Here is a 22,984-nt window from a genome sequence, read left to right on the forward strand (position 1 = left end):
GCCGCTTTCGTTAACGGCGTGCTGCGGCGGGTGGTGGACAACCCGGTGGAGACCCCCGAAGGCCCTGCTGCCACCTCCGCAGGCTGAGCAGATAAACCTCCCCTGCTCTAATGCGGAAGGAGACTGGGCAGGCAGATCTGTCTCAGACAAGGGCGTTTCTCCCACCACCAGGATCCTTCCTGCAGGGCTGCTACGGGCTTAAGGCTGGGATTGTCCCTGAGCACTACCCGCCAACTTCTGCCTTGCAGGTGGGGCTAGAAGTGCCCCTTTATGCCCTAGCCAGATCCCTGGCCAGTTCAGCAGGGCAGCTTGCTCTTGCCTCCAGAAGCTACGTGCTGCCCCCTCTCCCTTCCCCCTCGACACTGGCTAGGGGTAGGTTGGGACCGGCAGCGGCAAGAGAGGGTTTTGCTTGTCCAGAAGCGGGCGATGAGATTCGAACTCACGACATCCAGCTTGGGAAGCTAGCGTTCTACCACTGAACTACGCCCGCAGTTAACCTCGACTACTATATTAGCACTTCTTGGGCGGGATCCCTGGTACAACAGAAGCAGCGTTCTGCCTTTGGCCGATGCCCTCTATTCTTCTGCTCTCCGGTAGCCCCGGCCCCCGCGAGTCTGCCGGCCCACCGCCGCGGTCGGAGGCGATTTTGCACCATGCTGCTGGGATCCTGGCCAGCCTGGGGTTGAAGACGGAGTTTGTTTCGGTGCGGGATTTGCCGCCAGAGGATCTGGTACGGGTTAACTTCGAGAGTCCTCAACTTAAGCAGATTCAGGAAAAGGTGGCCCAGGCCGCCGGGATTATCCTCTCCGCTCCTGTGTACAAGGCTTCCTATCCCGGCGTGTTCAAGGCACTGTTGGATTTGCTAGACCAGGATGCCTTTGTCGGCAAAGTGATTCTCCCCATTGCTACGGGGGGAACGCTGGCCCACCTGTTGGCCATCGACTTTGCCATGAAGCCGGTGCTGGCCGTGATGGGCGCAACCCACATTTTGAAAGGGATCTACATCCTCAGCTCGCAAATCCAGTTTGAGCCAGACGGCACCCTGCGCCTGGAGGAGGAGATTGCCGAACGCCTGCAGGCTGGGCTCCAGGCCCTTGCCCGGGCGGTGCAGTGAGGAACTCTCTCAGGGATCCTGCAGCAGCACTGGTGTGCTTACAGCAGTGCTTTGCCCCAGCCGGTCGAAAACCCGCAAACTGAGGAGGTAGGGGCCGGGCGCCAGGGTTGAAGGGGGGCGGAGGCGGAAGCGAGTAGTGCAGGATACCTCGCCGGCAACACAGTTGACCTGGGCTGCCGAGAGGGTTTGCACCTCGATCCCTGACCAGGAGAGCTGCAACGCCAGCTCCGCCGGGAGCCGCCCCGGTACCGACACCGCGATCCCCACCTCCAAAAAGTTGCTCCGACTGATGACGGGCGGAATGTCGCTGCTAAGGATGAGTGGCGGCAGAGGAGGGCTAGGAGGCAGAGCAGCAGGGCTACACCCCCCTGCAGCCGCTACGGCCAGTAGGGCCAGTGTCAGTGGCCAAAGTCGGGATCCCACCGGACTTCCACCTAAAAATCCCTCTCCCAGTATAGGCGGTAAGCAGGAGATCCCTAGCGTCAGTTTTGTGGGAACCCAAAAGTTTACGCTATATGTGGTGGTCAAGCTGGATCTTCCCCCCCAGCATCTGCTACAGTAAGGCGCATGACCTGTTGAGCAGCCCGGCTATGGAAGGGGAAGAGGAGCTAGAAACGTTGCGGGCGCGGGTGCGCAACCTGGAGCGATCCCTGGCCGAGTCAGAGGCGCTGTCGCTGCAGCAGATTGAGTGTATCCAACGCCTGGAACAGCAACTGCAAAAGCAGGAGCAAGCGTTGCAAGCCTGTCAGGAAGAGAAGGCTCGGCTGGAACAACGTCCTACCCTGGAAGCTTTTCAGCTTCAGCAGCAGCACATTGAGGAGCTACAAAATCTCCTCTGGGAGATGGAGCGGCGCCCCACGCTGGAGCACTACCAGCTCCTGCAGCAGCAGTTGCAAACCAGCCAAGCGGAAATCGAAACCCTCAAGGCAGAATTGCAGCGGCGTATCGAGCCGGCCCGGTTCTATCAACTGCAGCAGGAGATCCTGGAGCTGAAACAGCAAGCGAAGCAGCTGGAGGAATACGCCGCCAAGTTATCGCAGGTGCAGCTTTTGCAGACCCAACTGCAGCTCCGCATCCAGGAGTTGGAGAAAGAAAAGGCGCAGCTGCAGGCGCAAATTCAGGAGCTGGCCAGTCGGCCCTCTGCCCAGGAGTTGGAAACCCTGCGGGCGGAGCTGGAAGCTGCCCACCGCCAAGCTGAAGCGGAGTGGCAACGTCTGAGGACCCAGCTGGAGAGTGAAAAAGCCCACCTCGAGGCCGAGCTGGACAAGGCCCGGCAACAGATTCGTCAATTGCAGCAAGGTTCCTTGCCAGAGCAGGGGGAGAAGCTGCAAGCAGAGTTGGAGCGCCTGCGCCAACAGGCCTCTTTTGCCAAAGCGGAGCGGGCCAGCTTGCTGGAAGAACTGCAGCAGAGCCGTCAGCAGCAGGCGGAGCAGACCCAGCAGCTTCTTGCCCTGAAAGAGCAGGTGCAGGCTCTCACCTCTGAGCTGGACGCCCTGCGGGCTGAGCGGGATCAGCTCCGCCAAGAGCTGGCCCAGCGACCAACGCAGGAAAGCCTGAAAGAAGCCCAGCGGGCGCGGGAAGTGGCGGAGGCCCACTCTCTATTTAGCCAAAAGCAGATAGAGAAGTTGCAGCAGCAGGTGGCGGCCCTGAAAGCTGAGTGTGCCCAGGCCCATGCCTACGCGCAAACGCAGGAAAAGGAGGTGGCCCTGTTGCAGCAGCGCAACCGGGAGCTGGAGGAGCAACTGGCTGCCCTGCACCCGTTGGCTCTCGGCCGGGCCGTTGTCGAGCCCAGGTCGAGCCAGCCGGCTGCTGCCCACCGCTGGCCCGCTCAGGAACGGCTGCAAGCAGCGCCTGCCCAGCCTGCTCCCTCCCCAAAAGGAGCTGCCGTCCCTCCTACCGGCGAACCCCCAACGGGGAGAATGCCTGCCGGCGGGATCCCCCCCCTTACCCTCAAGGAGGAGCAGGATCGCACAGAAAGGCTGCTGAAGCGCTCTGTTTTGGCCACGGGCTGCAGCGGCGGAGAAAGGGGGGAGCGCAGCCGCATCGAGTTGCCAACTTTTGTGCAGCGGCGGCTCTACTCAGCGCTCCATGCTCGCGGATCCAGCGGCTCTCCAGCTTGAAAACGGGGCCAGGCCCAGCGCAGCAGGGATCGCAGTTGGGCATGAAACCGCTCCGGTGCAAACTGCAGAGCATGGGCGCGAATCTGCCGCGGATCCCACTCCTGGCGCTCTGCCTGGCGCAGTCCTTCGACGAGGGCTTCCACACTGGCTTCGGAGATGAGGATCCCCGTTTGGCCGTGGCGGACGGTCTCGCAGGTACCGCCTCGGTTGAGGGCCACCACCGGTCGGCCACAGGCCTGGGCTTCCACGGCCACCAAGCCAAAGTCTTCCTCCCAGGGCAACAGCAGCAGCCGGCAATTGGCCAGCAGTTCCTGGAAGCACTCTAGAGGCTGGTGGGGCAAAAACTCCACCTGTGGTCCTGCCAATTGCTTTAGCCGCGGCAGCTCCGGCCCTTCCCCCACCACTACCAAACGGCGGTTCAGTTGCTGGCAGGCAGCAATGGCGAGATCCACCCGCTTGTAGGGCACCAGCCGGCTTACCACCAGGTCGTAGTCGGCCTGGGGAGTGGCCACCGGCTCAAACCCCTGCAGCGGCACCGGCGGATAGATAACCACGGCCTCGCGGCGGTAGAGCTTGGCGAGGCGCCGGCGGATGTGCTGCGAGTTGGCAATCAATAGATCTGGCCGCTGGGCCGCCACAAAATCCCACTGGCGCAGGCGGTGCATTAGCCATCGGCTGAGGGCAGCAAGCGGGCGGATCCCTGTCAACCCCTCCCGCTCAAGGTAGATCTCCCGGTTTTCCCAGAGGTAGCGGGGCGGGCTGTGGATGTAGCTTAGGTGGAGGGTGGAAGGCCCTGTCAAGATCCCTTTGGCAAAGGCATGGCTGCTGGAGATTACACAGTCATAGCCGGAAAAGTCGAAGCTCTCGTAGGCTAAGGGCATCCAGGGTAGCAGGTACTTGAGGCGGCCATGGTAGTTGCGGCGCAGTACCCCTAGCCACTTGGCCCAGCTTTGCAAAAACGAAGTGTGAACTGAAAGCTCCCGCCAGCTCGGCGGCAGGGTGTGGGCCGAGAAAAGGCTGACATAGAGGGGAGCCTGCGGGGCAAAGGCCAGTAGCTCCTGCAAAACCTTTTCCGATCCCCCCGGCCAGATGAGGTACTCATGCACCAACGCTAGGCGCTGCGGCCAAGAGGGATCCCAACTCGGCATAGCTAGGACTCTGCCGCGGGGGGTCTTTTGCCAATAGGGCCGCTGACCTTTCTGGCTTTTTCGTCAAGCCGCTCGCTAATGTAGGCGTAGATCTCCCGGAAGCGCGGCACTGCCCGCATCTCTAGGCGGCTGCCGTCTTTGAGGGTGAGCACCATATCGCCCCAAGTGCCCAGGCCCCGCGGCACCGTCACCACCTTGGCAATCTCCTTGTAAATGACATCGGAGCGCTCCTTCCCCCCCCAGCCGCCAATGACCGTGATGCGGCGATTGGTAATCCGGTAGTGAACCCACAGCCTGCGCACCAGCGCCCCTACAAATAGAGGCAAGCCAACCACGGTAAGACCGACAAAGGAGTTCAACACTAGATCGCCAATATGGGGCCCGCCTTCAAAAAAAACCTCTTCTTTGATAGCCATGCCCAGTCGAATGTTCGTAGGGACCATAAACAATCTTAAACAGTTTCTTAGCCTTCCCCAACTGCCCGGCAAGCTAGCGGGAGAGGCGGGAGCGGGTTTGCCGTTGAAGGGCTTGCCCTGAGCAATAGGTGGCCCAGATTAGGCGAACAAACAGGGCTATCACAACCAGCGCCACGGCTGCTGCCCCGATATTGCCCAGCCAGCCCCATCCCTCTAACCCGGTCAGAGCCACCAAGGCCCAAGAGGCGGGGTGCAGCATTCCACCCAAGAGGAGAATTTGCGAGAGGAGTTGCCCAGCCGTAAAGCGGGATCCTAGCACCACCAGCGCCAGGCCGCCGCCGATGTTGATGAGTCCCATATTGCCCAAAAAGGCGTAGCAGATGTGCCAGGCGTACTTTTGTTTGGGCACCTCTTGCCAGGAAAGGGGTTCTGTAGGGATCCCTGAGGCCTCCTGGGGGGCAAGCGGCAACGGCTGAACTTGGCTGAGGATCCAGCCCAGGACAATCGCGGCAGCAAGCATTGCCACGCCTGCCTTCACGTTCAACTTGCCAGGGATAGCCAGCTCGGGGTGGGCCCACATTGCCGCTCCTCCTCCCAACCTGTCCTAGCCTATCCTGTCTTTGCCTCCAATTGGCCACTAGCCTCGATCCCGGGGATAGAGCGGCGTGCCACAGCGCTTACAAAACTGGGCATCCTCATCGTGCTGGGAGAGGCCACAGCCTGGGCAGGCCCACTGAACTGAGTTGCCGCTTTTCACCAGTTGCTTGATGAGCTCTCCCACTTGCCAAGGGATCAGGGCCACGCCCGTCAAGATCATCAGCACCGTCAACAGCCGGCCCAGCTCAGAGGTGGGGGTGAGATCCCCAAACCCCACCGTGGTCATGGTGACAACAGAAAAGTAGAAAGCATCCAAAAAGGTGGCAAAAGTGGTGGGATTGGCCGGATGTTCCACCTGGTAGATAAGGCCAGAGTAGACAAAGACAATCGCAAAGAGAGTAAAAAGGATGCGCAACAAGATGCGGGTGTCAGCGGAGATTACCTGACCCAATAGGGTCTTGCCCTCCACTAGGCGCAGCAGCCGCAGGATGCGAAACCAGCGCAAGAGACGGATAAAGCGAATATCGGCTAGACCAGCAAAAAATGGCAAAATCGCCAGCAAGTCAATGAGCGAATAGAGGCTGAAGACATAGCGCAGCTTCTGGGGAGCCGCTGCCCAGCGCAGCAGGTACTCCACCACAAACAGGCCAAGGATCAAGCGATCCAGCCGCTCTAGGCTAAGGCGCACCTCCAAGGGCAGGGGGTAGGTTTCCGCCACAAAGAAGGTGGACGAGCAGAGAACCAGGGCTGCCACCAGTAAATTCACCCAGCGGCTTTCGGGAGTGTCTTCATCTCCCCAATACCGCTGGAGGAGGCCAGCAGGGACAAGCTTGGCTTGAGGGGAGGCCTGGGAGGGCAGGGTGGTCACAAACGAGCTCCAGTTGGGAGAGATCGAGAGAGTTTCCTTTGAGCGCCTATCGGGCGTACCTTGACTAGGGTAATGGAAACTGGTAGGTAGAGCGAACTTCAATCCTACAAACGTCTAGGCTTGAGGTGAGTATTGAATCGATGTTGCCTCCCATTGTCCTGGCTTCACAATCTCCTGCCCGCCGCCAATTGTTAGAAGCTGCGCGGATCCCTTTCCGCGTTCAACCCAGCTACTTTGACGAAAGCCAAATCCAAAGCTCGGATCCAGTTGAACTGGTGCAGAAGCTGGCCTCGGCCAAAGCCGAAGTGGTGGCGGCCCAGCAACGGGAGCCTGTTTTGGTCATTGGGGCCGACTCGGTGCTCTACCTCAAGGGAGAAATCCTGGGCAAGCCGGCCAATGCTCTGGAAGCGGAACGGCGCCTGCGGCAAATGCGGGGCGAGGTGGGGGAGCTCTATACGGGTCATGCCTTGATTGACACGAAGCAGAACCGCCGCCTCACCCACTATGCGGTTACGCGGGTGTTTTTTGCTAAGCCCAGCGACGAGGAGATCCGCGCCTACGTGGCCACCGGCGAGCCGCTTAATTGTGCGGGCTGCTTTGCCATGGATGGCCGGGGCAGCCTGTTTGTGGAGCGGATTGAGGGGTGTCCTGGCAACGTCATCGGGCTAAGCTTGCCCCTGCTGCGCCGCATGATCCAGGAGTTGGGCTACTCCCTCACCGAAGTCTGGAGTTAGCTAGGGGGGGTCGACAAGTCCTGCACTGCCCTGGCAGAGCCAGGGCCGGGATCCAAACACCCCCGCCAAGAGGTGGTGAGCGCTGCTGGAGTCGAGGACACCTACGCGGTGGGGCAGCCCGTGTCTGCTCGTGGAGGGACTGCAAGGTCCCGTTGAAGCGGAAGAGGAGGAGCTCACCCGTCTAGATGCCGCTTGAGCAGCTCGTTGGCTAGCTTAGGATCCGCCCGCCCTTGGGTTTTTTTCATCAATTGCCCGACAAAGTAGCCAAAGAGCTTGGTTTTACCCCCGCGATACTGCTGCAGTTGCTCGGGGTTTTCTGCCAGCACCTCGGCAATCATCTGCTCCAAGAGGTGGCTATCGGAGATTTGGGTCAGGCCCTTGGCCTCCACCAAGGCGCGGGCAGAGCCACCTTTTTCCAACAGCTCCGGCAGGATTTCCTTGGCAATTTTGCTGGAAATGACGCCCTGCTCGATGAGGCTAATTAGCTCGGCCAGGGTTTCTGGTTTTAGGGCAATGTCGGGGTAGTCCAGCTTGTGGGTGTTGAGGTAGCTGGCAATGTCGCTCATCATCCAGTTGGCGGCTGCCTTCGGGTCAGCGCCAGCGGCAACCACGGCCTCAAAGTACTCGGCGGTGTTGCGTTCGTCGGTGAGGTAGCGAGAGTCGTACACCGAAAGTCCGTACACCTCTTGGTAGCGCCGCCGCTTCACAGCCGGTAGTTCCGGCAGCTCCGCCTGCCAGCGGGCTTTTTGCGCCTCGGTAATGCGAATGGGCGGCAGATCCGGCTCGGGAAAATAGCGGTAGTCGCTGGATCCCTCTTTCTTGCGCATGCTGATGGTGCGCTGGCTGTTTTCTTCCCAAAGGCGAGTTTCCTGCACGATAGGCTCGCCCGCTTCCAAAGCCTTGACTTGGCGTTTGAACTCGTACTCAATCGCCCGCTGGATGGCGTTGAAGGAGTTCATGTTTTTGATTTCCACCTTCGTGCCGAAGGTTTGACTCCCCAGCGGACGCACCGAGATGTTGACATCGCAGCGCAGGGATCCCTCCTGCAGGTTGCCATCACACAGGCCGGCGTAGCGCAGGATGCGGCGCAGCTCCTGCACGTATTCTGCGGCTTCCTCGCCGCTGCGGATGTCTGGCTCGCTGACAATTTCGATGAGGGGGACTCCTGCCCGGTTGAAATCCACCAGGGAATAGCTGGATCCCGCAAGGCGATCGCTGCCAGCATGCACCAACTTGCCCGCATCTTCTTCGATGTGCAAACGAGTGATGCCAATGCGCTTGGTGCGGCCGTCGCTAAGCTGGATCTCGACCCAGCCTTGGGTGGCAAGGGGTAGGTCGTACTGGGAGATTTGGTAATTTTTGGGCAAGTCGGGGTAGAAGTACTGCTTGCGGTCAAACTTGCTGTAAGGGGCAATGGTGCAGTTCAGGGCCAAAGCTGCTTTGACTGCATACTCTAGAACCTTTTCGTTCAGCACCGGCAGCGTACCGGGCAGGCCCATGCAGATGGGGTCAATTTGCGTATTGGGGGGAGCGCCGAAGGCCGTTGCGCTGCTGGAGAAGATCTTGGAGCGGGTGCTGAGCTGGCAGTGCACCTCCAGCCCAATGACAGCTTCGTATTCCACTTTGGCAGGAGCAGCAACCGTCATGGCCAAAAGAGTAAAGGGTAGGTTTCCCCATTCTAGCGGGATGTCACCAGCTCCTGACCCGCTGCCTCAAACGGTGGGGCGGATCTCAAAGGTAGAGAGGCCCTCGGGTGGCTCGGAACGGTGTTCGACGCCCTCCACCCGCGAGCCGGGGCTGCCCTGCTGACACCAGCGCAGCATTGCCTCCACCGCCGCCGGGGATCCCTCAAAAACCGCCTCGACACGGCCATCCCGCAAGTTGCGCACCCAACCGTGGACACCGGTGCTGCGGGCCATGGCTTCCGTGTAAGCCCGAAACCCTACCCCCTGAACTCGCCCGCGCACCCAAACGTGAACGCGAACTGTGTCATTCATGTTGACAGGGATCCCTCCTCCGAGGTGCTACGAGGTTCCGAAGCTGCTGGCGGCTCAGCTGGCTGGGCCGTAGCTTTCTCGGCCTGCTGCTCTAGGTGCTGCCAGAGAAAGTTGATGAGGGCAACCAGTCCCAGGATCCCCAACGAGATCCCGCAGGCGTACCCAATGGCTTGCCACAGCACAGGAGACATGCGCCAACCTCGCTTGTGCAGAAAGCTCCCTTCTGACCTTATCAGACAGAAATGGAAAAAGAGGGGATCCCTAGACAACGCCCTCCAAGCTGGACAAGATTCGGCACAATGGGGAGAAGTGTTTCTAGCGAGCAGTTGAGAAGAGGCCATGGCCTACAAACTCTGGATCGACGGCCAATGGGTGGATAGCCAAGGGGGAGACCTGATGGTTATCGAGAACCCGGCCACGGGGGAGAAACTAGCGGAGGTGGTGGACGCCAGCCCCACCGATGTGGATCGGGCAGTACAGGCTGCCCAAACCGCCTTTTCCGATGGCCGCTGGTCGAAGCTCACCCCCGGCGAGCGATCCCTGGCCCTCTGGAAACTGGCGGATTTGATCGAGGCGCAGGCTGCTGAACTGGCGCGCCTGGAGTCGGAAAACACCGGCAAGCCCTATGAGTTGGTGAGCTTGGGAGGGGATCTGCCTTTTGCGGTAGATAACCTGCGTTTCTTTGCCGCTGCCGCCCGCGACATCCATGGCTTCAGCGCCGGAGAATACGCCAAGGGTTACACCTCACTATTTCGCAAGGAGCCGGTGGGGGTGTGCGCGCAAATTACCCCCTGGAACTACCCCCTGCTGATGGCCGTCTGGAAGATTGGCCCTGCCCTGGCCGCCGGCTGCACGGTAGTGCTCAAGCCCGCTCCCACCACTCCTCTAACCACCTTGAGGCTGGCGGAGCTCACTGCCGAGGCCGGGATCCCGCCGGGGGTGGTCAACATCGTTACCGGAGGCAATGCCACTGGCCAAGCCCTGGTGGAACACCCGCAAGTGCGCATGGTCAGCCTCACTGGCTCTACCGCCACCGGCAAGCAGGTGATGCGCACCGCCGCCAACACCCTGAAGCGGGTGCATTTGGAGCTGGGGGGCAAGGCGCCCTTCCTGGTCTTTGCAGATGCCGACGTGGAAAGCGTAGCCGCCAAGGCTGCCTTTGCCGCCACCTTCAACAGCGGCCAGGACTGCACGGCAGCTACCCGCGTCTATGTGCACGAGAGCAGACTGGCGCAGATGCAAGAGGCCATTGTCGAGGCAATGCGCAAGGTGGTGGTGGGGCCTCCCTTTGAGGCGGGGGTAGAGATGGGGCCTTTGGTCTCGGCAGCCCAGCGGGAGCGGGTGATGGGATTTGTGGAGCGGGCCAAAGCCGAGGGAGCCAAGGTGCTAACCGGCGGGCGGATCCCTTCCCGGTTTGACCGGGGCTACTACTACGAACCCACAGTGATTACCGATGTCGATCAAAAAGCGGAGATCGTGCAGAGTGAGGTTTTTGGGCCAGTTCTCACCCTCAGCTCGTTTCGCGAAGAAGCAGAAGCGCTACGCCTGGGCAATGACGTCCTATACGGGCTGGCGGCTTCTGTGTGGACTCAAGATATTGGACGAGCAATGAAGCTGGCGGCTGAGCTGGAGGTGGGCACCGTCTGGATTAACGATCACCTCCCCATCGCCTCGGAAGCCCCCCACGGCGGCTTCAAGCAATCGGGATTTGGCAAAGATCTCTCGACAGAAGCGGTACGAGAGTATCAGATTACCAAGCATGTGATGATTGCAAGCCGCTGAAGTTTGACAAAACAGCAGCACTTCAGCAGGGACATCCAGAAACCCTTCCCCATCTCATTCGCGTCAGCGGCGCGGAGCGTTTAGTACGGGGCTACCGAGCTATTCTTCTGTGTACAGCTCTCAATCTGCCCTGGATCTGGGAAGATCTCAAAAGATCGGCAAGATTTAACCGTCGATGACCCACCTCCCTAAGCCACCCCTGGGATCTGCAACCCTAGCCCCCCCCCGCACCTTCCCCCTTACCGCTGTCGTCGGACAGCAAACCGCCAAGCTAGCCCTATTGCTGGCGGCGGTGGATCCCAGCTTGGGAGGGGTGGTGCTGGTGGGGCCGCGCGGCACGGCCAAGTCGGTTTTGGCCCGAGGGATCCACGCCCTGCTACCTCCCATCGAGGTCATCGCCGGCTCCTATTGCAACGACGACCCGGCGCGGCCCGAGACCTGGTCGGACTGGGCCAAGGCCCGCTACCCGCAGGGAACAACGCCCCCTACCCAAGTGATAGCTCCTCCCTTTGTCCAGATTCCCTTGGGGGTGACGGAGGATCGGCTGCTGGGATCCGTGGATGTGGAGGCCTCGGTGAAGCAGGGGGAAACGGTCTTCCAGCCAGGGCTCTTGGCTGCCGCCCACCGGGGTGTGCTCTATGTGGACGACATCCACCTCTTAGACGACGCCATCGTCAACCTGCTGCTGACGGTGGTGGGAGAGGGTGTAAACCGCCTGGAGCGGGAAGGGCTGAGCCTGCAGCACCCCTGCCGGCCACTCCTAGTGGCCACCTACAACCCCGAAGAGGGATCCCTGCGCCCCCACCTGCTGGATCGCCTAGCGCTGGTGGTGCCGGTGGGGCAGGAGCTGAGCCTGGAGGAGCGAGGGGAAATTGTCCAGCGGGCAACTCGATTTGTCGACGCCCCTGAGCCCTTTCTGGCGGAACACCAGGCGGAAGTGGAGGAAATCCGCACCCGCATTCTCCTGGCGCGGGAGTGGCTGCCCCAGGTCAAGCCACGGCGGGAACAGATCCACTACCTGGTGCAGGAGGCCATCCGCGGCAATGTCCAAGGCCATCGAGGGGAGCAGTTTGCCCTGCGGGCGGCCCGTGCCCTGGCGGCGCTGGAGGGACGGGATCACCTCTTGGCCGAAGACCTGCAACAGGCGGTGCAACTGGTGCTGCTGCCCCGCGCCCGCTACAACCCCGACCAGCCGCCGCCTCCCCCACCCCCATCCCAACAGTCGGATCCTCAGCCGCCAGAGCCCGCCAAGGAGGGGGAAGACAGAGAAGAGACAGAACCCCAGCCGGAAAATCTTAGCCTGCCCCAGGAGTTTTTCTTCGATCCCGAACAAGTGGCCCTTGACCCGCGCCTCTTGACCTTTGCCCAAGCTCTAAGCCAACAGGGAAAAACGGGATCCCGCAGCTTGGTGTTTAGCACCGACCGGGGCCGCTACGTCAAGCCCATCCTGCCCCAGGGAGCCAACCCCCGCATCGCCGTTGACGCTACCCTGCGGGCTGCTGCCCCCTACCAGAAAAGTCGCCGCCTGCGGCAGCCAGGACGGGCCGTCATCGTCGAGCCTGGCGATATCCGCGCCAAGAAGCTGGCCCGCAAAGCTGGAGCCTTGGTGATCTTCGTGGTGGATGCCTCTGGCTCCATGGCTCTTAACCGCATGCAGGCGGCCAAAGGCGCAGCTCTGCGCCTGCTGACCGAGGCCTACCAAAACCGCGACAAAGTTGCCCTGATTGCCTTTCGCGGTGAGGCTGCGGAAGTGTTGCTGCCCCCCACCCGCTCCATCGAGCTGGCCCGCCGCCGTCTGGAATCCCTGCCCTGTGGCGGGGGATCCCCCCTGGCCCATGCCCTCACCCAAGCGGTGCGCCTGGGGGTGAACGCTCGCGCCAGTGGCGACGTGGGTCAAGTCATGCTGGTGGCCCTTACCGATGGCCGGGCCAATATTCCCCTCAGCCGCTCTCTGGGACGGAGGGAGGGGGACTCTGTCGACATCAAGCAAGAATTGCGAGAGATTGCCCTGCGCATTCGCGCTTTGGGGCTAAAGCTGCTTTTCATCGACTCGCAAAGCCGCTTTGTCACCACTAGCTTTGGCGCTGAGCTGGCGGAACTGGCAGGCGGACGCTACTTGCACCTCCCCCGGGCCACGGACCAGAGGATTGCGGCCCTAGCCCGTTCGGCTCTTCGAGAGGAACGTAGCTCTCCCTAGAGGAGCTGCGGCTGTAACTTTTCTTAATGGATTGGTTATGATCCCTGTAGGCGCTCTTCACCTTGCCCTATGGCCACAGGACTTCTGCCAGAACTCTCCCTGCCCCATTCCATGCTTACTGACTGGGTCAGCCGGGGAGTAAGTGCTGCCATTCGTGCCCTCTTCAAGCAAGCTGGGCGGGTGGAGGCGCGGGTGCGGGCAGAACCGATTACTAAATTGCTGCAGGGGCGGATCGACAGCTTTGAGCTGGTGGGCCAGAACCTGCAGATGTACAACGGCCTGCAACTCTCGCTTCTAGAGCTGTTTTGCAATGCCGTGGCCATTGATTTTAGCCAAATCTGGCAAGGGCAGATTAAGCTGCGCCAGCCGGTACAGGCCAGGATGCGGGTAGTGCTGAGCGAAGTGGATCTGGCGCAATCCTTCAACACCCCTCTTGTACTGAACAAGCTAGCTCAGGTGGAGGGAAAGAACCAGCCCCTGTCATTTTGCCAGGTGGAAGTGCGCCTCACCCCAGAGCAGCGGTTGCAATTGCGGGCCAAGGCGCAGCAGGGAGAAGGCAGGGTTTTTCAGGTGGGCTTCTCCGCCCGCCTCGAGGTAATAGAGCGCCGCTGCCTCTGCTTGGCCGATCCTTTGTTTGAGGGCGAGACAGAAGAGGGACGCGCCCTTAGCCGCGCTTTGGTCGACCACCTGAATACACTCCTCGATTTGGATCGACTGGCCTTGGGAGGGAGCAAGCTGCAGGTAGATCGGGTGTGCCTCCAGCCTCACCAGATGATCCTCTATGGCAGCGCCATTCTGGCGCGCTTTCCCACTCGCCGATCCCACTCGGAAAATGCTTGACAACCCTTCAGGGGGGGAGTACGCTCAAAAGCGGTGAGGAGTGAAGAGAAGAAGCCTCTGGGGTCGAAACAGGGAAAGACGCCCAGAGGTTTTTTCACAACCTATTGACGGCTGGTCGGAGTTCAACGCCGGGCCTCTACCTTCAGCAGGGCCGGACAATTTTTCTCAGCACCTCAACCCTCCTTGGGCCCCGATTGGCCAAAAAGCCTGCTTACCCAACCAGCTCTTGGGGCAACTTTTTGCTGGGAAGAGGCGGGAGAGTTTTCCCTTGCTGTGAAAATGCCTCGGTCTTTCGCCAGCCCTCTTGACCCGTCTGCCGCTCTCTGGCCTAATTCAAGTCAGGCCTCTCTCCCGTTCTCCATTGAGATACCGCCTCCTTGAGTTCTGGCGTCGCCGCTTTCCCCACAGCCTGCGCACTCAGGTGGCGCTGGTGATTGCCAGCCTTTCCTTTGTCCCTAACCTGGTCTTTATCCTGTCAGTGCCTTGGATCCTGCCCGGCACAGAGCTCAGTCCCGAGGGATCTGTCCTGCTGCTGCTGTGGATCCCTTTGCTGGCGGTGCTCTCAGCGCTGGCGGGCTATGCTTTGTCTTCCCTGCTCTTGCAGCCCCTGACCTTGCTAGCCCGCGAGCTGGCCCACCTGGAAACCTTGATTAACCAGCCAGGCCGCTGGACTTTGCTGCTCCGCCCAGGGGATCCCCAAGAGGTTCTGATCCTACGGCAGGCTCTTGCCCATCTGCTGCGCCAGATCCAAAGCGATCAAAGACGGCGGGAGGCTTTCACAGCTACGCTGGTGCATGACTTGAAAACTCCCCTCATTGCCTTCGGGCATCTGCTGAGTGCCCTCAAGCAGGAGCTGCCCTTGAGTCGCCAGGAGCAGCTTGCCCTGCTGGATCGCATGCTGGAGGAGAACCAACGCAACCTGGCGCTGGTGCAAAAGATGGTGGAGGCCTACCGCCTAGAGCGGGGGGAGATTGCCCTGCATCCCCGGCCCTGTGACCTGGGATCCCTAGCCCGACGGGTGGCCGAACGCATGGGATCCCTGGCTCGAGAGCGAAGGATTGACCTGCGGGTGGAGGGAGAAGGGTGGGGCAACGCCGATGAGGCCGAGCTGGAGCGGGCGCTGGTGAATCTCGTAGACAATGCCTTGCGCTATGCCCGCCATGCGGTGGTGCTGACTGCTGGCCCTCGCCAAATCCAGGTACGGGATGATGGACCCGGCCTGCCGGCTCCCCTAGAAGATTTGGCCCAGCCCTACATCGCCCAGCCCCTTTCCATCGCCGGCCAGCACTACCCGAGCGGATTGGGAGGTCTGGGGCTGTACATCGCCAAGCGTATCCTGCAAGCCCACGGAGGAGACTTGCGTCTGGTGGAGACGGGATCCCAGGGCACTACCCTGGCCCTGGTGCTGCCTTGATGCCCAACTCTGCCCTGAAGGGCGAGGAGTCTTGTTCCTGGTTCACCCTCCAGCCGGCGCAGCCGTGCTCGTTGCCTCGGGCATCTGCCCGGTCGGGGCGGTACTGTCTCACTCGCTTCCCAACAGCGCGCCTAAGGCAGACTGCAGGGACGCCGACTCGCGCGCCTGTCTTCTCTGGCAAGACGCCAGATAAGGGCCTGCCAAGCACTTGCCACTCACTCGACGGGACGGCCCCGATACATCAACCGGTACTTTGCCGGTGGGGGCGCAGCCGTTTGCCCTTGGCGTTCTTCTGGTGCAACGGGCGGGGAAGGAAGGGAGCTGTCTTTTTCAGGCCGCAAACCCGCCTGCTCGAGAACCGCGTGAAGAGCTGCCGTGTCAATGGGAAAAGGCCACCTGGCTGCCTTGTAAACTTGCTCGAGGGAGTGAAGAATGTCGTCGGCTTCGGCCAAACCAGGGATCACCTCGGCTGCCCCCTGGGAGATGGCCCAGCGCCGCTCTGCCGGCTCAATGCGGCGACGGGGGTGATGAGTGAGAATCACAGGGATATCCGGAAGCCGGCTCCGACACTCTCGACAAAAGGCATAGGGGTTAAACAGCCCCGTCGTCATATCCACCACCATCAGATCCGGAGGATGAGTTGCCGCCACCTCCACCAGATCTGCCTGAGGAGAAACCAGCACCACGGCATGGCGCTGAGACTCCAGCACCGACTTCCAGAGCTGGGCCTGCCAAGGCTGACCCTGAGCCACCAAAACGGTCTTGGTCACGGTGAGCAGAGCTAGGTGAGCAAAAGGGGAAACCTGCACGAGTTAACGGCTCGCCTCAGTTCACAACTTTGCCTAGGGCGCAAGCTAGCATTCCCAATCAAGAAAAACAGTAACTAGCCATACAGGTAGGGTTGGGCCGACCCCGCCGCTCGGGTAGCTGAAACTCCACCAATTTGCGGCAGATTTTTGGGTACAGTTTGTCCGGCAGCTTCAGCGCTTGCCTTGCTCGGGCAAACCAACCTCAGCTTTCTCTTCGGTTTCGGATCCCAGCTCGGCCTGCAAGGCCTGCCACTCCTCTGGGGAGAGGGAGTGAAGTTTCTCTTGGATTTGCTGCCTCTCAAAAGCGGCCCACTGGGCCTTCAGGGTCATTTCCCTGCTCAACACCCGCTTCAGGTAGCCCACAGTCCAGCCCAGGCACCCCAGCAGAAACACCATGCTTGACACCTGCTGCGCCGCGCCCGTATCCAAGCCGGCCCAAAGCAACAGCCCGTAGAAAAGTCCTCCCCCCAAGAGCAGGGCTAGGCCAATGCCGAGAACATCCCGTCTGCGCATAGCTGGTAGGTTGCAGAAGGGCGGGCTCTAGATCGAACGCGGCTTGGGTCGAAACGTCATGAAGGGAGCCACGAGCACCATACCGGGGAAGAAAAACAAAACTAGGAAAAACATCAACACCTTTTCCCAGGCACCGCTGTAGTTCCAGCGCTTGTCCACGTACACCAAAAACAAGAACGGCAGCACCAGCAGGTAGAGAACTGCTAGGGCAGCATAGGTCAAGCCAATGAGCGTTGGGGTCGAAAGCATCTCCAGTGCCAATCCAGCCCGCATCGGGGTTACATTACAGCATTGTAATAGCGAATAAACTTGTCGGCTTAGCCGGCTCTTCGCCTTATGGCTATAAACTCGTGCTGATGGCCCCGACAGGGCAGGTAGAGATGCATTGTTCGCACATAACACAGCGATTACGCAGAAACTCCAGTTTCCAGTCAGGAGCGGCAATCTTCAGCGCCTCGGTGGGGCAAACGCCTGTACACAAGCCGCAGTCCACACACAAAGCCGGGTCAATCTGAATTTCCTTGGCCTGTTCGGCTACCTCGATCCCCAACGACTGCACCCACTCTAGCCCTGCTTCTACTTGGTCAATATCTCCGGAGAGCTCCACCACGAGGGTGCCCACTTCGTTGGGACTCACCCTAGCACGCACGATGTTGGCGGCCACGTCGAAGTCCTTGGCCAGGCGGTAAGTAACAGGCACATTCACCAAGTGCCGCGGGAAAATCAATGTTACTCGTTTGCGCACAGCGTCTCAGGTTGCTGGTTGAGCATTGACCAGGCCACACCTTCCAGTATGGCAAGGCTGTCCTCCCTGGCTGCTCAAGCCTCTGCCTGCAGGGGCAGAAGAACTGGCAAGGCGGGAGTTTCTCCCCTTGGCTCCGGCGCCTGCCACAATGGAAGCAGAGCGTTCTTGATCCCCACCCCATGAACTCGGCCCGGCCCCGCCTTAACTCCGAGCACTACCGACAGATGTTGGTGCGCGATGGCGAGCGGCGCTTCCGTGAGTGGCATACCGCCTTTCTCAACTACCAGCGGCGGTTTTTACGCGAGATGGAGCAACTGCGTCTTCGGTATTCCTCAAATCGCTGAGTAATGCCCCCGGCTATCCCTTCTCTTCTGGTTTCTTCTGAGCCTGATTCCTCCCTCCGCCAGGAAACCCTGGAATTATTGGAGTGGCGCCGCCTCTGTCAACATCTGGCCACTTTTGCTGCTACGCCCCTAGGCCGCCGCGCCTGTCTAGAGCTGGATCCCTGGCGCAGCCGCGAGGAGAGTGAGGTCTGGCTTGATCAAACGGAGGAGGCCATGCGGCTGGATGGCAGCCAGCCAGGGGGGGTTTCGCTAGAGGGGATCCACAACCTGCTGCCGGCCTTGGAACGGGTCGAGCGAGGGGGCATCCTGAGCGGGGAAGAGCTGGTCCAGATTGCCACAACGCTGGGAGCTGCTCGCCGCCTGCGTCGCCTCATCGATGCTGACGAGCGCCTGCCCCGCCTGCGGGAGTGGGTGAGCACACTGCGCACTTACCCTGAGCTGGAGCAGGAGATCTTCCGCTGTCTGGATGAGCACGGCGAGGTGAGAGATAGCGCCAGCCCAGCCCTTGCCGATTTGCGCCGTCAGCACCGCCTTTTTCACAGCCAGATCCAAGAACGCCTGCGGGAGGTGATGAGCCAATGCCCCCAGGCGCTGCAGGATACCCTGATTGGCCAGCGGCAGGGGCGTTTTGTGCTGATGGTGAAGGCTACCCACCGGGATCTCATCCGCGGCCTTGTCCACGACAGCTCTGCCAGTGGGGCCACCCTCTACGTGGAGCCCTACGCTGTGGTGGAACTGGGCAACCGCCTGCGAGAAACCGAGGTCCAGATCCAGGCGGAGGAAGAACGAATCTTAGCGGCGCTCTCGGCCCAGGTGGGATCCGTAGCCGCCGACTTGGAGCATCTGCAAGCGGTGCTGGTTGGGCTGGAGCTAGCTCTGGCCCGCGCCCGCTATAGCCTGTGGTTGAAGGGCAACCGTCCCCAGTTCGTTGCCGCTGGATTGCGCCTGCGCCAGGTTAGACACCCTTTGCTTTGGTGGCAGGTCCGTCAGGAAGGCAAAGGCCCAGAGGTGGTGCCCATTGACTTCACCCTCTCCGAGTCTATCCGCGCTGTGGTCATTACTGGCCCCAACACCGGCGGCAAAACCGTGGCCTTGAAAACCCTGGGCCTGTTGGTGCTGATGGCCAAGGCAGGGATCTTCCTGCCAGCTCAGGATCCACCCCAACTGCCCTGGTTTGAGGGGGTCTATGCCGATATTGGCGACGAGCAATCCTTGGAGCAAAACCTCTCTACTTTTTCAGGCCACATCCAGCGGATTAGCCGCATTGTGCAAACCCTGCAATCGCGTCCAGAGCCGGCCCTTGTTTTGCTGGACGAGGTGGGGGCGGGCACAGATCCCACGGAGGGCGCTGCCCTGGCAGCTGGGCTATTGGAGTATCTCTCAGAGAAAGCCCTGCTTACCCTGGCCACCACCCACTACGGCGAGCTAAAAGCTCTCAAGTACCAGCACCCCGGCTTTGAAAATGCCTCGGTGGAGTTTGACGAGATTACGCTGGCCCCTACCTACCGCCTTTTGTGGGGGATCCCGGGCCGCTCCAACGCCTTTGCCATTGCCCGGCGGCTGCAATTGGATCCGGAGATCCTGCAGCGGGCCCAGCGGTATCTGCAGGGAGAAAGCCAACTGGAGAAAGTAATTGCTGGGTTGGAAGCGCAGCGGGCTCACTTGGAAGAGCGGCTAGCTCAGGTGGGATCCCTGCACCAAGAGCTAGAGACCCTCTACCGCCAAATGCAAGAGCGCAGCCAGCGGCTGGCCGAGCGAGAAGCGCAACTGGAATACCAGCAGCGCCAGGGGCTGGAAACTCTGCTGGCTGCTGCCCGCCAAGAGGTAGCCGCCGCCATTCGCAAGCTGCAACAGGGGGACGATCCCCGCCAGGTAACCGCCCATCTCCAGCAAATCCGCGAACGCTACTTGCCGGCACCTCTACCTGTGGACACCGAGTTTGTGCCGCAGGTGGGGGATCGGGTGCGGCTGCGGGGCCTGGGACAGACAGGAGAGGTCATTGCCGTCGAAGGGGAGGTGTATGTGGTGCGCAGCGGCATCCTCAAGTTCACGGTGCCGCGGGGCCAGTTGGATCCCATCGATGAACATCAGGCCAAACAGCGCCAGCGCCCCAAAGCTCCTCCCTCCCCTCCGCCCACCACTGCTCCCCTGAACCTGCGCACCAGCCGCAACACCCTTGACCTAAGGGGGAAAACTGTAGCCGATGCCGAGGCGATTCTGGAACAGCACTTTGCCCAAGCCCCTCCTGGCCCGGTTTGGATCATCCACGGCCACGGCACGGGACGCCTGCGGGCCGGCGTCCAGGCCTACCTCCAAAATCACCCGCGTGTCCAGAGGTTTGCCCCGGCGGATCCCCAGGATGGGGGTACCGGCGTAACGGTGGCCCAGCTGCGATAGGATCCCTCAAGTCTCTGCCTCTGCTTGCAGCAACTCCCCTTCTCCCTCTTGCCGCCGGCTCTGCCCATGCCAGTAGCCGCACAGCAGTTGACTATCCCCAATGAGCTTCAGCATCACCGCCACCACCCCTGTCCAACTGAGAGGCCCAAAGGCAGTGCCTGCTGCAACCAACAGCGCCAGCCCGGAAAGGTTAAGTCCCAAGCCTTGTACCCCCATCCCCAAGAGGCTCTCGCGATCCGACATCCGACAACTCCCAAAGGTGGATGGTCCCAATTTCCCTGGCCAGAGCTGGAAAAAGAACCTATCCAAGCCTCAGTGGCGTTGCCCTAAGCCGCCCACTTTGGGAGGCATAATGCGGCGCGGTGTCTTCCCCCTTGCAGTCATCCCAAGGTCAGCCGCTGCTAAGGCCGTGCTGCTGGAGTAACCTCGGAACAAAAGGTTACAAAGGATAGAGGTAGCTGCCCTGGGTAAAAACCTAGGGTGACCCCAGCTTTTCCCTCTTGGGAGTCTGCTGCTCCCTTTGCTAGGCAGTCCACGAGGACCAGGTTAATTATCAATACGGAGTATTAGGTAGACTTAAAGTTTCGTTTAGATTGGTATCCCATAGATTGGCCTCTCAGCCCTCAATGGGTTTGTTGCAAGCGAACTTACCGGTTGCTTAGCAGTCTGCTTTGAGATACGGGTTGACTAAGTTCTTTTGAGTAGCCATGAAACTCGAACTGACTCCCCGCCAGCGGAAGATTCTCTGGGCGACAGTGCGCAGCTACATTGCGACGGCTGAACCTGTCGGTTCCAAGACTTTGGCTCAGTCGTATAACTTTGGGGTAAGCACAGCCACCATTCGTAACGACTTAGCCACCCTTGAGCAGGCGGGGTTGCTGTTCCAGCCCCACACCTCTGCCGGTCGGATCCCTTCTGACTTTGGCTATCGGGTTTATGTCAACGATTTGTTGACCTCCGGCTGCATGGAGGGGATCCCCAACGACGCTCCAGAGCCCCATCCGGCGCTGCAGCAGTTGCTGGAGCAGGTCAGTCGTGAGCTGGGAGACGACCTCGACAGTTTCCTCCAGCGAGTAGCGCAGCTTTTGGCCCAGGTGAGCGGTTGCATTGCCCTCATCACCCCACCTCAGGGGCCAGTGGTAGCCATTCACCACGTGCAGTTGCTGTCGGTAGGACCAGCTCGGGTGATGGTGGTGGTGGTTACCGATTCCTATCAAGCCCATTCAGCCTTGGTCAGTCCACCGGAACGGCCTGAAAACCGCTACGAGGATCTGGAAGACGAGCTGCAGCTACTTAGCAACTTTCTCACCCTCAAGCTGCGGGGCAAGACCTTTGCCGAGCTGCAGGACCTGAGCTGGCTAGAGCTGGACAAAGAGTTTCGCGCTTACAGCCATTGGCTGCAGCAACTGCTGCGTTTGGTGGTTCAGCGCTATCTACGGCCCTCTTTGGGGCCTGTGTTTAGTGCAGGCATGACGGAGCTGATGCGGCAGCCAGAGTTTTCCCAGCCGCAGCGGGTGCAAGCAGTGGCCCGGTTGATTGAGGAGGGCTCTGAGCAACTGCAGGGGATGATTGGGCTCTATGCTGCCAGCACCCCAGCTTGCCAGGACGGGGCTGCTCTTTCTGCCCCGCTGGCCAAGAAGCCTTCCTCCTCTGCCGATCCCGAGCGGGATCCCTCCCACAACAACATCCCTGTGATCATCTACATTGGCAGCGAGAATCCGCTGGAATCCCTGCGCCACTGCACGGTGATCGCCTCGGTCTATCGCCGTCGCTCGGCGCCCCTGGGGACGGTCACCTTGCTGGGGCCAACGCGGATGGCCTACGAGCGCAGCATTGCAGCTGTGCAGACGGTGGCCTCCCATCTCACGCGGGCCCTAGCCTAGCAAGTCTAGAAGCGGGTTGCCTGGGAGCAGTACCCCACCGTGGCTAGACTCTCTCCTCTCCACCTGCGGGTTCAGTGTGCCATCCGAGAGCGGCAACTGCTTTGCCCCGGCCAGCGGCTGCTGGTGGCCTTTTCCGGGGGGCAGGATTCTTTCTGTCTGCTCCAGATCCTGCGCGATCTGCAGCCGCGCTGGAACTGGCAGATTTTTGTCTTGCACTGCAACCACCGCTGGTCGGAGGAGGAAACAGCCTGTGCCCACTTTTTGCAAGAGTGGCTCCACCAGCAGGGCCTCCCCCACGCCGTCGAAACTGCCGATCCCATCCGCTGGGATGAAGCGGGGGCCAGGGCTTGGCGCTACCAACAGTTGGATAAATGGGCGCGCGCCTGGAATTGCCAGGCCGTGGTTACAGGGCACACAGCCAGTGACCGCGCAGAGACGTTCTTGTGGAACCTGCTGCGGGGCACGGGAGCGGCTGGGCTAGCCAGCCTGGATTGGCAGCGGCGTTTAGACGAGCGGGATCCGGCCTCTGCCTGGTTGGTGCGACCGCTGCTGGGCCTTTTCCGTTGGGAAACAGAGGAGTTTTGCCGTCAGTACCAACTGCCGGTCTGGCCAGATCGCAGCAATCAAGATTTGGCGCACGGGCGCAACCGGATCCGCCTGGAGGTGATGCCCTATCTCAAGCAGCACCTTAACCCTCAGGTAGAAAAAGCCCTGAATCGGGCCGCCACCTTGCTAAAAGCGGAACATGAACTGGTGGTGGCGCAAGCTGCGCAACTGTGGCCGCAGGTGTACGAGCCAGCCCTACCAGGGTTGCGACGGGATCCCTTGCGAGCTGCTCCCCTCGCCCTGCAGCGGCAGGTCATGTTTAAGTTTTTGTCTTTGCTGATCCCCCATCACCCTACCTTTGAGCAAGTGGAAGCGGGGATCCGGCTCCTCAAAGCAGGTCGCCGTAGCCGCAGCCCCGACTATCCTGGGGGTGGCTGGCTGGAGGTAAAAGGGGAGTACTTGGCTTGGGTTGCTCGCCCCTGTTCTTCAGTAAGGACTCCGTCCCACTGAGGTCCGCGGC

General features: G+C 60.8%; 24 protein-coding genes and 1 tRNA gene. 11 read left to right on the top strand and 14 right to left on the bottom strand.

Annotated elements, in window-relative coordinates:
• Window positions 1-418: 418 nt before the first annotated feature.
• A tRNA-Gly gene (locus NW827_RS04805) sits at window positions 419-490 on the bottom strand.
• Between the two features lie 78 nt (window positions 491-568).
• Between NW827_RS04805 and ssuE the strand changes: the two genes are divergently transcribed.
• Entirely contained in the window at window positions 569-1,114 is a 546-nt protein-coding gene (gene ssuE / locus NW827_RS04810; RefSeq protein ID WP_414403191.1) for an NADPH-dependent FMN reductase, read from the top strand.
• 9 nt (window positions 1,115-1,123) lie between these two features.
• Here ssuE and NW827_RS04815 read toward each other — a convergent pair whose 3' ends face one another.
• Window positions 1,124-1,537, bottom strand: a complete 414-nt coding sequence (locus tag NW827_RS04815; RefSeq protein WP_414403190.1) for a hypothetical protein — start codon at window positions 1,535-1,537, stop codon at window positions 1,124-1,126.
• Between the two features lie 167 nt (window positions 1,538-1,704).
• On the opposite strand from NW827_RS04815, the gene NW827_RS04820 reads away from it, so the two are divergent.
• The gene (locus NW827_RS04820; RefSeq protein WP_414403189.1) at window positions 1,705-3,234 is read left to right on the top strand and encodes a hypothetical protein; all 1,530 of its coding nucleotides are present in this window, start codon (window positions 1,705-1,707) and stop codon (window positions 3,232-3,234) included.
• Here the strand turns inward: NW827_RS04820 and NW827_RS04825 are convergent.
• From NW827_RS04825 to NW827_RS04840, 4 genes are all read right to left on the bottom strand, one after another.
• Window positions 3,189-4,382 carry a glycosyltransferase gene (locus NW827_RS04825; RefSeq protein WP_414503394.1) on the bottom strand — a complete coding sequence of 398 codons (1,194 nt, stop codon included), beginning with the start codon at window positions 4,380-4,382 and terminating at the stop codon, window positions 3,189-3,191. The two genes, NW827_RS04820 and NW827_RS04825, sit on opposite strands and share 46 nt — an antisense overlap.
• 2 nt (window positions 4,383-4,384) lie before the next feature.
• Window positions 4,385-4,798, bottom strand: coding sequence for a PH domain-containing protein (locus NW827_RS04830; protein ID WP_414360036.1), 414 nt, complete (start codon window positions 4,796-4,798; stop codon window positions 4,385-4,387).
• 73 nt (window positions 4,799-4,871) lie between these two features.
• Window positions 4,872-5,378 (bottom strand): hypothetical protein, encoded by a 507-nt coding sequence (locus tag NW827_RS04835; RefSeq protein WP_414359446.1) that lies wholly within the window; start codon window positions 5,376-5,378, stop codon window positions 4,872-4,874.
• A gap of 57 nt (window positions 5,379-5,435) precedes the next feature.
• Window positions 5,436-6,263, bottom strand: a complete 828-nt coding sequence (locus NW827_RS04840; RefSeq protein ID WP_414403187.1) for an ion transporter — start codon at window positions 6,261-6,263, stop codon at window positions 5,436-5,438.
• A 140-nt stretch (window positions 6,264-6,403) separates the two neighbouring features.
• Between NW827_RS04840 and NW827_RS04845 the strand changes: the two genes are divergently transcribed.
• Complete coding sequence (locus NW827_RS04845; protein ID WP_414359450.1) at window positions 6,404-6,997, top strand: Maf family protein; 594 nt, start codon at window positions 6,404-6,406, stop codon at window positions 6,995-6,997.
• A gap of 173 nt (window positions 6,998-7,170) precedes the next feature.
• Here NW827_RS04845 and gatB read toward each other — a convergent pair whose 3' ends face one another.
• From gatB to NW827_RS04860, 3 genes are all read right to left on the bottom strand, one after another.
• Window positions 7,171-8,643: an Asp-tRNA(Asn)/Glu-tRNA(Gln) amidotransferase subunit GatB gene (gene gatB, locus NW827_RS04850; protein ID WP_414503395.1), complete on the bottom strand. Its 1,473-nt coding sequence runs from the start codon at window positions 8,641-8,643 to the stop codon at window positions 7,171-7,173.
• A 66-nt stretch (window positions 8,644-8,709) separates the two neighbouring features.
• A complete protein-coding gene (locus tag NW827_RS04855; RefSeq protein ID WP_414403185.1) occupies window positions 8,710-8,994 on the bottom strand; it encodes an acylphosphatase in 285 nt (94 codons plus the stop codon).
• Window positions 8,991-9,185, bottom strand: a complete 195-nt coding sequence (locus NW827_RS04860; RefSeq protein ID WP_414403184.1) for a hypothetical protein — start codon at window positions 9,183-9,185, stop codon at window positions 8,991-8,993. Before NW827_RS04860 ends, NW827_RS04855 begins: the two co-directional genes overlap by 4 nt.
• Before the next feature lie 148 nt (window positions 9,186-9,333).
• Between NW827_RS04860 and NW827_RS04865 the strand changes: the two genes are divergently transcribed.
• From NW827_RS04865 to NW827_RS04880, 4 genes are all read left to right on the top strand, one after another.
• Window positions 9,334-10,776, top strand: coding sequence for a gamma-aminobutyraldehyde dehydrogenase (locus tag NW827_RS04865; RefSeq protein WP_414403183.1), 1,443 nt, complete (start codon window positions 9,334-9,336; stop codon window positions 10,774-10,776).
• Window positions 10,777-10,951: 175 nt separating this feature from the next.
• Complete coding sequence (gene bchD / locus NW827_RS04870; RefSeq protein ID WP_414403182.1) at window positions 10,952-12,973, top strand: magnesium chelatase ATPase subunit D; 2,022 nt, start codon at window positions 10,952-10,954, stop codon at window positions 12,971-12,973.
• A gap of 69 nt (window positions 12,974-13,042) precedes the next feature.
• Complete coding sequence (locus NW827_RS04875; RefSeq protein ID WP_414503396.1) at window positions 13,043-13,813, top strand: DUF2993 domain-containing protein; 771 nt, start codon at window positions 13,043-13,045, stop codon at window positions 13,811-13,813.
• A 361-nt stretch (window positions 13,814-14,174) separates the two neighbouring features.
• Window positions 14,175-15,227 (top strand): sensor histidine kinase, encoded by a 1,053-nt coding sequence (locus NW827_RS04880; protein WP_414503397.1) that lies wholly within the window; start codon window positions 14,175-14,177, stop codon window positions 15,225-15,227.
• 215 nt (window positions 15,228-15,442) lie between these two features.
• Here the strand turns inward: NW827_RS04880 and NW827_RS04885 are convergent, their stop codons facing one another.
• The 4 genes from NW827_RS04885 to NW827_RS04900 all read right to left on the bottom strand — a co-directional run bounded on the left by NW827_RS04885 (window position 15,443) and on the right by NW827_RS04900 (window position 17,294).
• On the bottom strand, window positions 15,443-16,036 hold the full coding sequence (locus tag NW827_RS04885; RefSeq protein ID WP_414403179.1) for a response regulator: 594 nt from the start codon (window positions 16,034-16,036) through the stop codon (window positions 15,443-15,445).
• Window positions 16,037-16,207: 171 nt separating this feature from the next.
• On the bottom strand, window positions 16,208-16,549 hold the full coding sequence (locus NW827_RS04890) for a DUF3007 family protein (RefSeq protein ID WP_414403178.1): 342 nt from the start codon (window positions 16,547-16,549) through the stop codon (window positions 16,208-16,210).
• A 27-nt stretch (window positions 16,550-16,576) separates the two neighbouring features.
• Window positions 16,577-16,798, bottom strand: coding sequence for an NAD(P)H-quinone oxidoreductase subunit L (gene ndhL / locus NW827_RS04895; protein ID WP_414359469.1), 222 nt, complete (start codon window positions 16,796-16,798; stop codon window positions 16,577-16,579).
• Window positions 16,799-16,889: 91 nt separating this feature from the next.
• Window positions 16,890-17,294, bottom strand: a complete 405-nt coding sequence (locus tag NW827_RS04900; RefSeq protein ID WP_414403177.1) for an NIL domain-containing protein — start codon at window positions 17,292-17,294, stop codon at window positions 16,890-16,892.
• A 179-nt stretch (window positions 17,295-17,473) separates the two neighbouring features.
• Between NW827_RS04900 and NW827_RS04905 the strand changes: the two genes are divergently transcribed.
• Window positions 17,474-17,638 (top strand): hypothetical protein, encoded by a 165-nt coding sequence (locus NW827_RS04905; RefSeq protein ID WP_414359472.1) that lies wholly within the window; start codon window positions 17,474-17,476, stop codon window positions 17,636-17,638.
• 3 nt (window positions 17,639-17,641) lie between these two features.
• Window positions 17,642-20,035, top strand: a complete 2,394-nt coding sequence (locus NW827_RS04910; RefSeq protein WP_414503398.1) for an endonuclease MutS2 — start codon at window positions 17,642-17,644, stop codon at window positions 20,033-20,035.
• A 6-nt stretch (window positions 20,036-20,041) separates the two neighbouring features.
• Here the strand turns inward: NW827_RS04910 and NW827_RS04915 are convergent, their stop codons facing one another.
• Window positions 20,042-20,278, bottom strand: a complete 237-nt coding sequence (locus NW827_RS04915; RefSeq protein WP_414403175.1) for a hypothetical protein — start codon at window positions 20,276-20,278, stop codon at window positions 20,042-20,044.
• A 464-nt stretch (window positions 20,279-20,742) separates the two neighbouring features.
• On the opposite strand from NW827_RS04915, the gene NW827_RS04920 reads away from it, so the two are divergent.
• Window positions 20,743-21,918 carry an HrcA family transcriptional regulator gene (locus NW827_RS04920; RefSeq protein ID WP_414403174.1) on the top strand — a complete coding sequence of 392 codons (1,176 nt, stop codon included), beginning with the start codon at window positions 20,743-20,745 and terminating at the stop codon, window positions 21,916-21,918.
• A 39-nt stretch (window positions 21,919-21,957) separates the two neighbouring features.
• Entirely contained in the window at window positions 21,958-22,974 is a 1,017-nt protein-coding gene (gene tilS / locus NW827_RS04925; protein WP_414503399.1) for a tRNA lysidine(34) synthetase TilS, read from the top strand.
• The last annotated feature ends 10 nt before the right edge of the window (window positions 22,975-22,984 follow it).

Source organism: Synechococcus sp. H70.1, from assembly GCF_047502705.1.
In the GTDB taxonomy this organism is placed as follows: domain Bacteria; phylum Cyanobacteriota; class Cyanobacteriia; order Thermostichales; family Thermostichaceae; genus Thermostichus.

Coding starts and splice junctions, on each gene's coding strand:
- gatB (WP_414503395.1), bottom strand. CDS start 8,643: ATGACGGTTGCTGCTCCTGCCAAAGTGGAATACGAAGCTGTCATTGGG.
- NW827_RS04820 (WP_414403189.1), top strand. CDS start 1,705: ATGGAAGGGGAAGAGGAGCTAGAAACGTTGCGGGCGCGGGTGCGCAAC.
- NW827_RS04825 (WP_414503394.1), bottom strand. CDS start 4,382: ATGCCGAGTTGGGATCCCTCTTGGCCGCAGCGCCTAGCGTTGGTGCAT.
- NW827_RS04910 (WP_414503398.1), top strand. CDS start 17,642: ATGCCCCCGGCTATCCCTTCTCTTCTGGTTTCTTCTGAGCCTGATTCC.
- NW827_RS04830 (WP_414360036.1), bottom strand. CDS start 4,798: ATGGCTATCAAAGAAGAGGTTTTTTTTGAAGGCGGGCCCCATATTGGC.
- NW827_RS04875 (WP_414503396.1), top strand. CDS start 13,043: ATGGCCACAGGACTTCTGCCAGAACTCTCCCTGCCCCATTCCATGCTT.
- NW827_RS04915 (WP_414403175.1), bottom strand. CDS start 20,278: ATGTCGGATCGCGAGAGCCTCTTGGGGATGGGGGTACAAGGCTTGGGA.
- NW827_RS04860 (WP_414403184.1), bottom strand. CDS start 9,185: ATGTCTCCTGTGCTGTGGCAAGCCATTGGGTACGCCTGCGGGATCTCG.
- ssuE (WP_414403191.1), top strand. CDS start 569: ATGCCCTCTATTCTTCTGCTCTCCGGTAGCCCCGGCCCCCGCGAGTCT.
- NW827_RS04920 (WP_414403174.1), top strand. CDS start 20,743: ATGAAACTCGAACTGACTCCCCGCCAGCGGAAGATTCTCTGGGCGACA.
- NW827_RS04865 (WP_414403183.1), top strand. CDS start 9,334: ATGGCCTACAAACTCTGGATCGACGGCCAATGGGTGGATAGCCAAGGG.
- NW827_RS04890 (WP_414403178.1), bottom strand. CDS start 16,549: ATGCGCAGACGGGATGTTCTCGGCATTGGCCTAGCCCTGCTCTTGGGG.
- ndhL (WP_414359469.1), bottom strand. CDS start 16,798: ATGCTTTCGACCCCAACGCTCATTGGCTTGACCTATGCTGCCCTAGCA.
- NW827_RS04905 (WP_414359472.1), top strand. CDS start 17,474: ATGAACTCGGCCCGGCCCCGCCTTAACTCCGAGCACTACCGACAGATG.
- NW827_RS04835 (WP_414359446.1), bottom strand. CDS start 5,378: ATGTGGGCCCACCCCGAGCTGGCTATCCCTGGCAAGTTGAACGTGAAG.
- NW827_RS04845 (WP_414359450.1), top strand. CDS start 6,404: ATGTTGCCTCCCATTGTCCTGGCTTCACAATCTCCTGCCCGCCGCCAA.
- bchD (WP_414403182.1), top strand. CDS start 10,952: ATGACCCACCTCCCTAAGCCACCCCTGGGATCTGCAACCCTAGCCCCC.
- NW827_RS04855 (WP_414403185.1), bottom strand. CDS start 8,994: ATGAATGACACAGTTCGCGTTCACGTTTGGGTGCGCGGGCGAGTTCAG.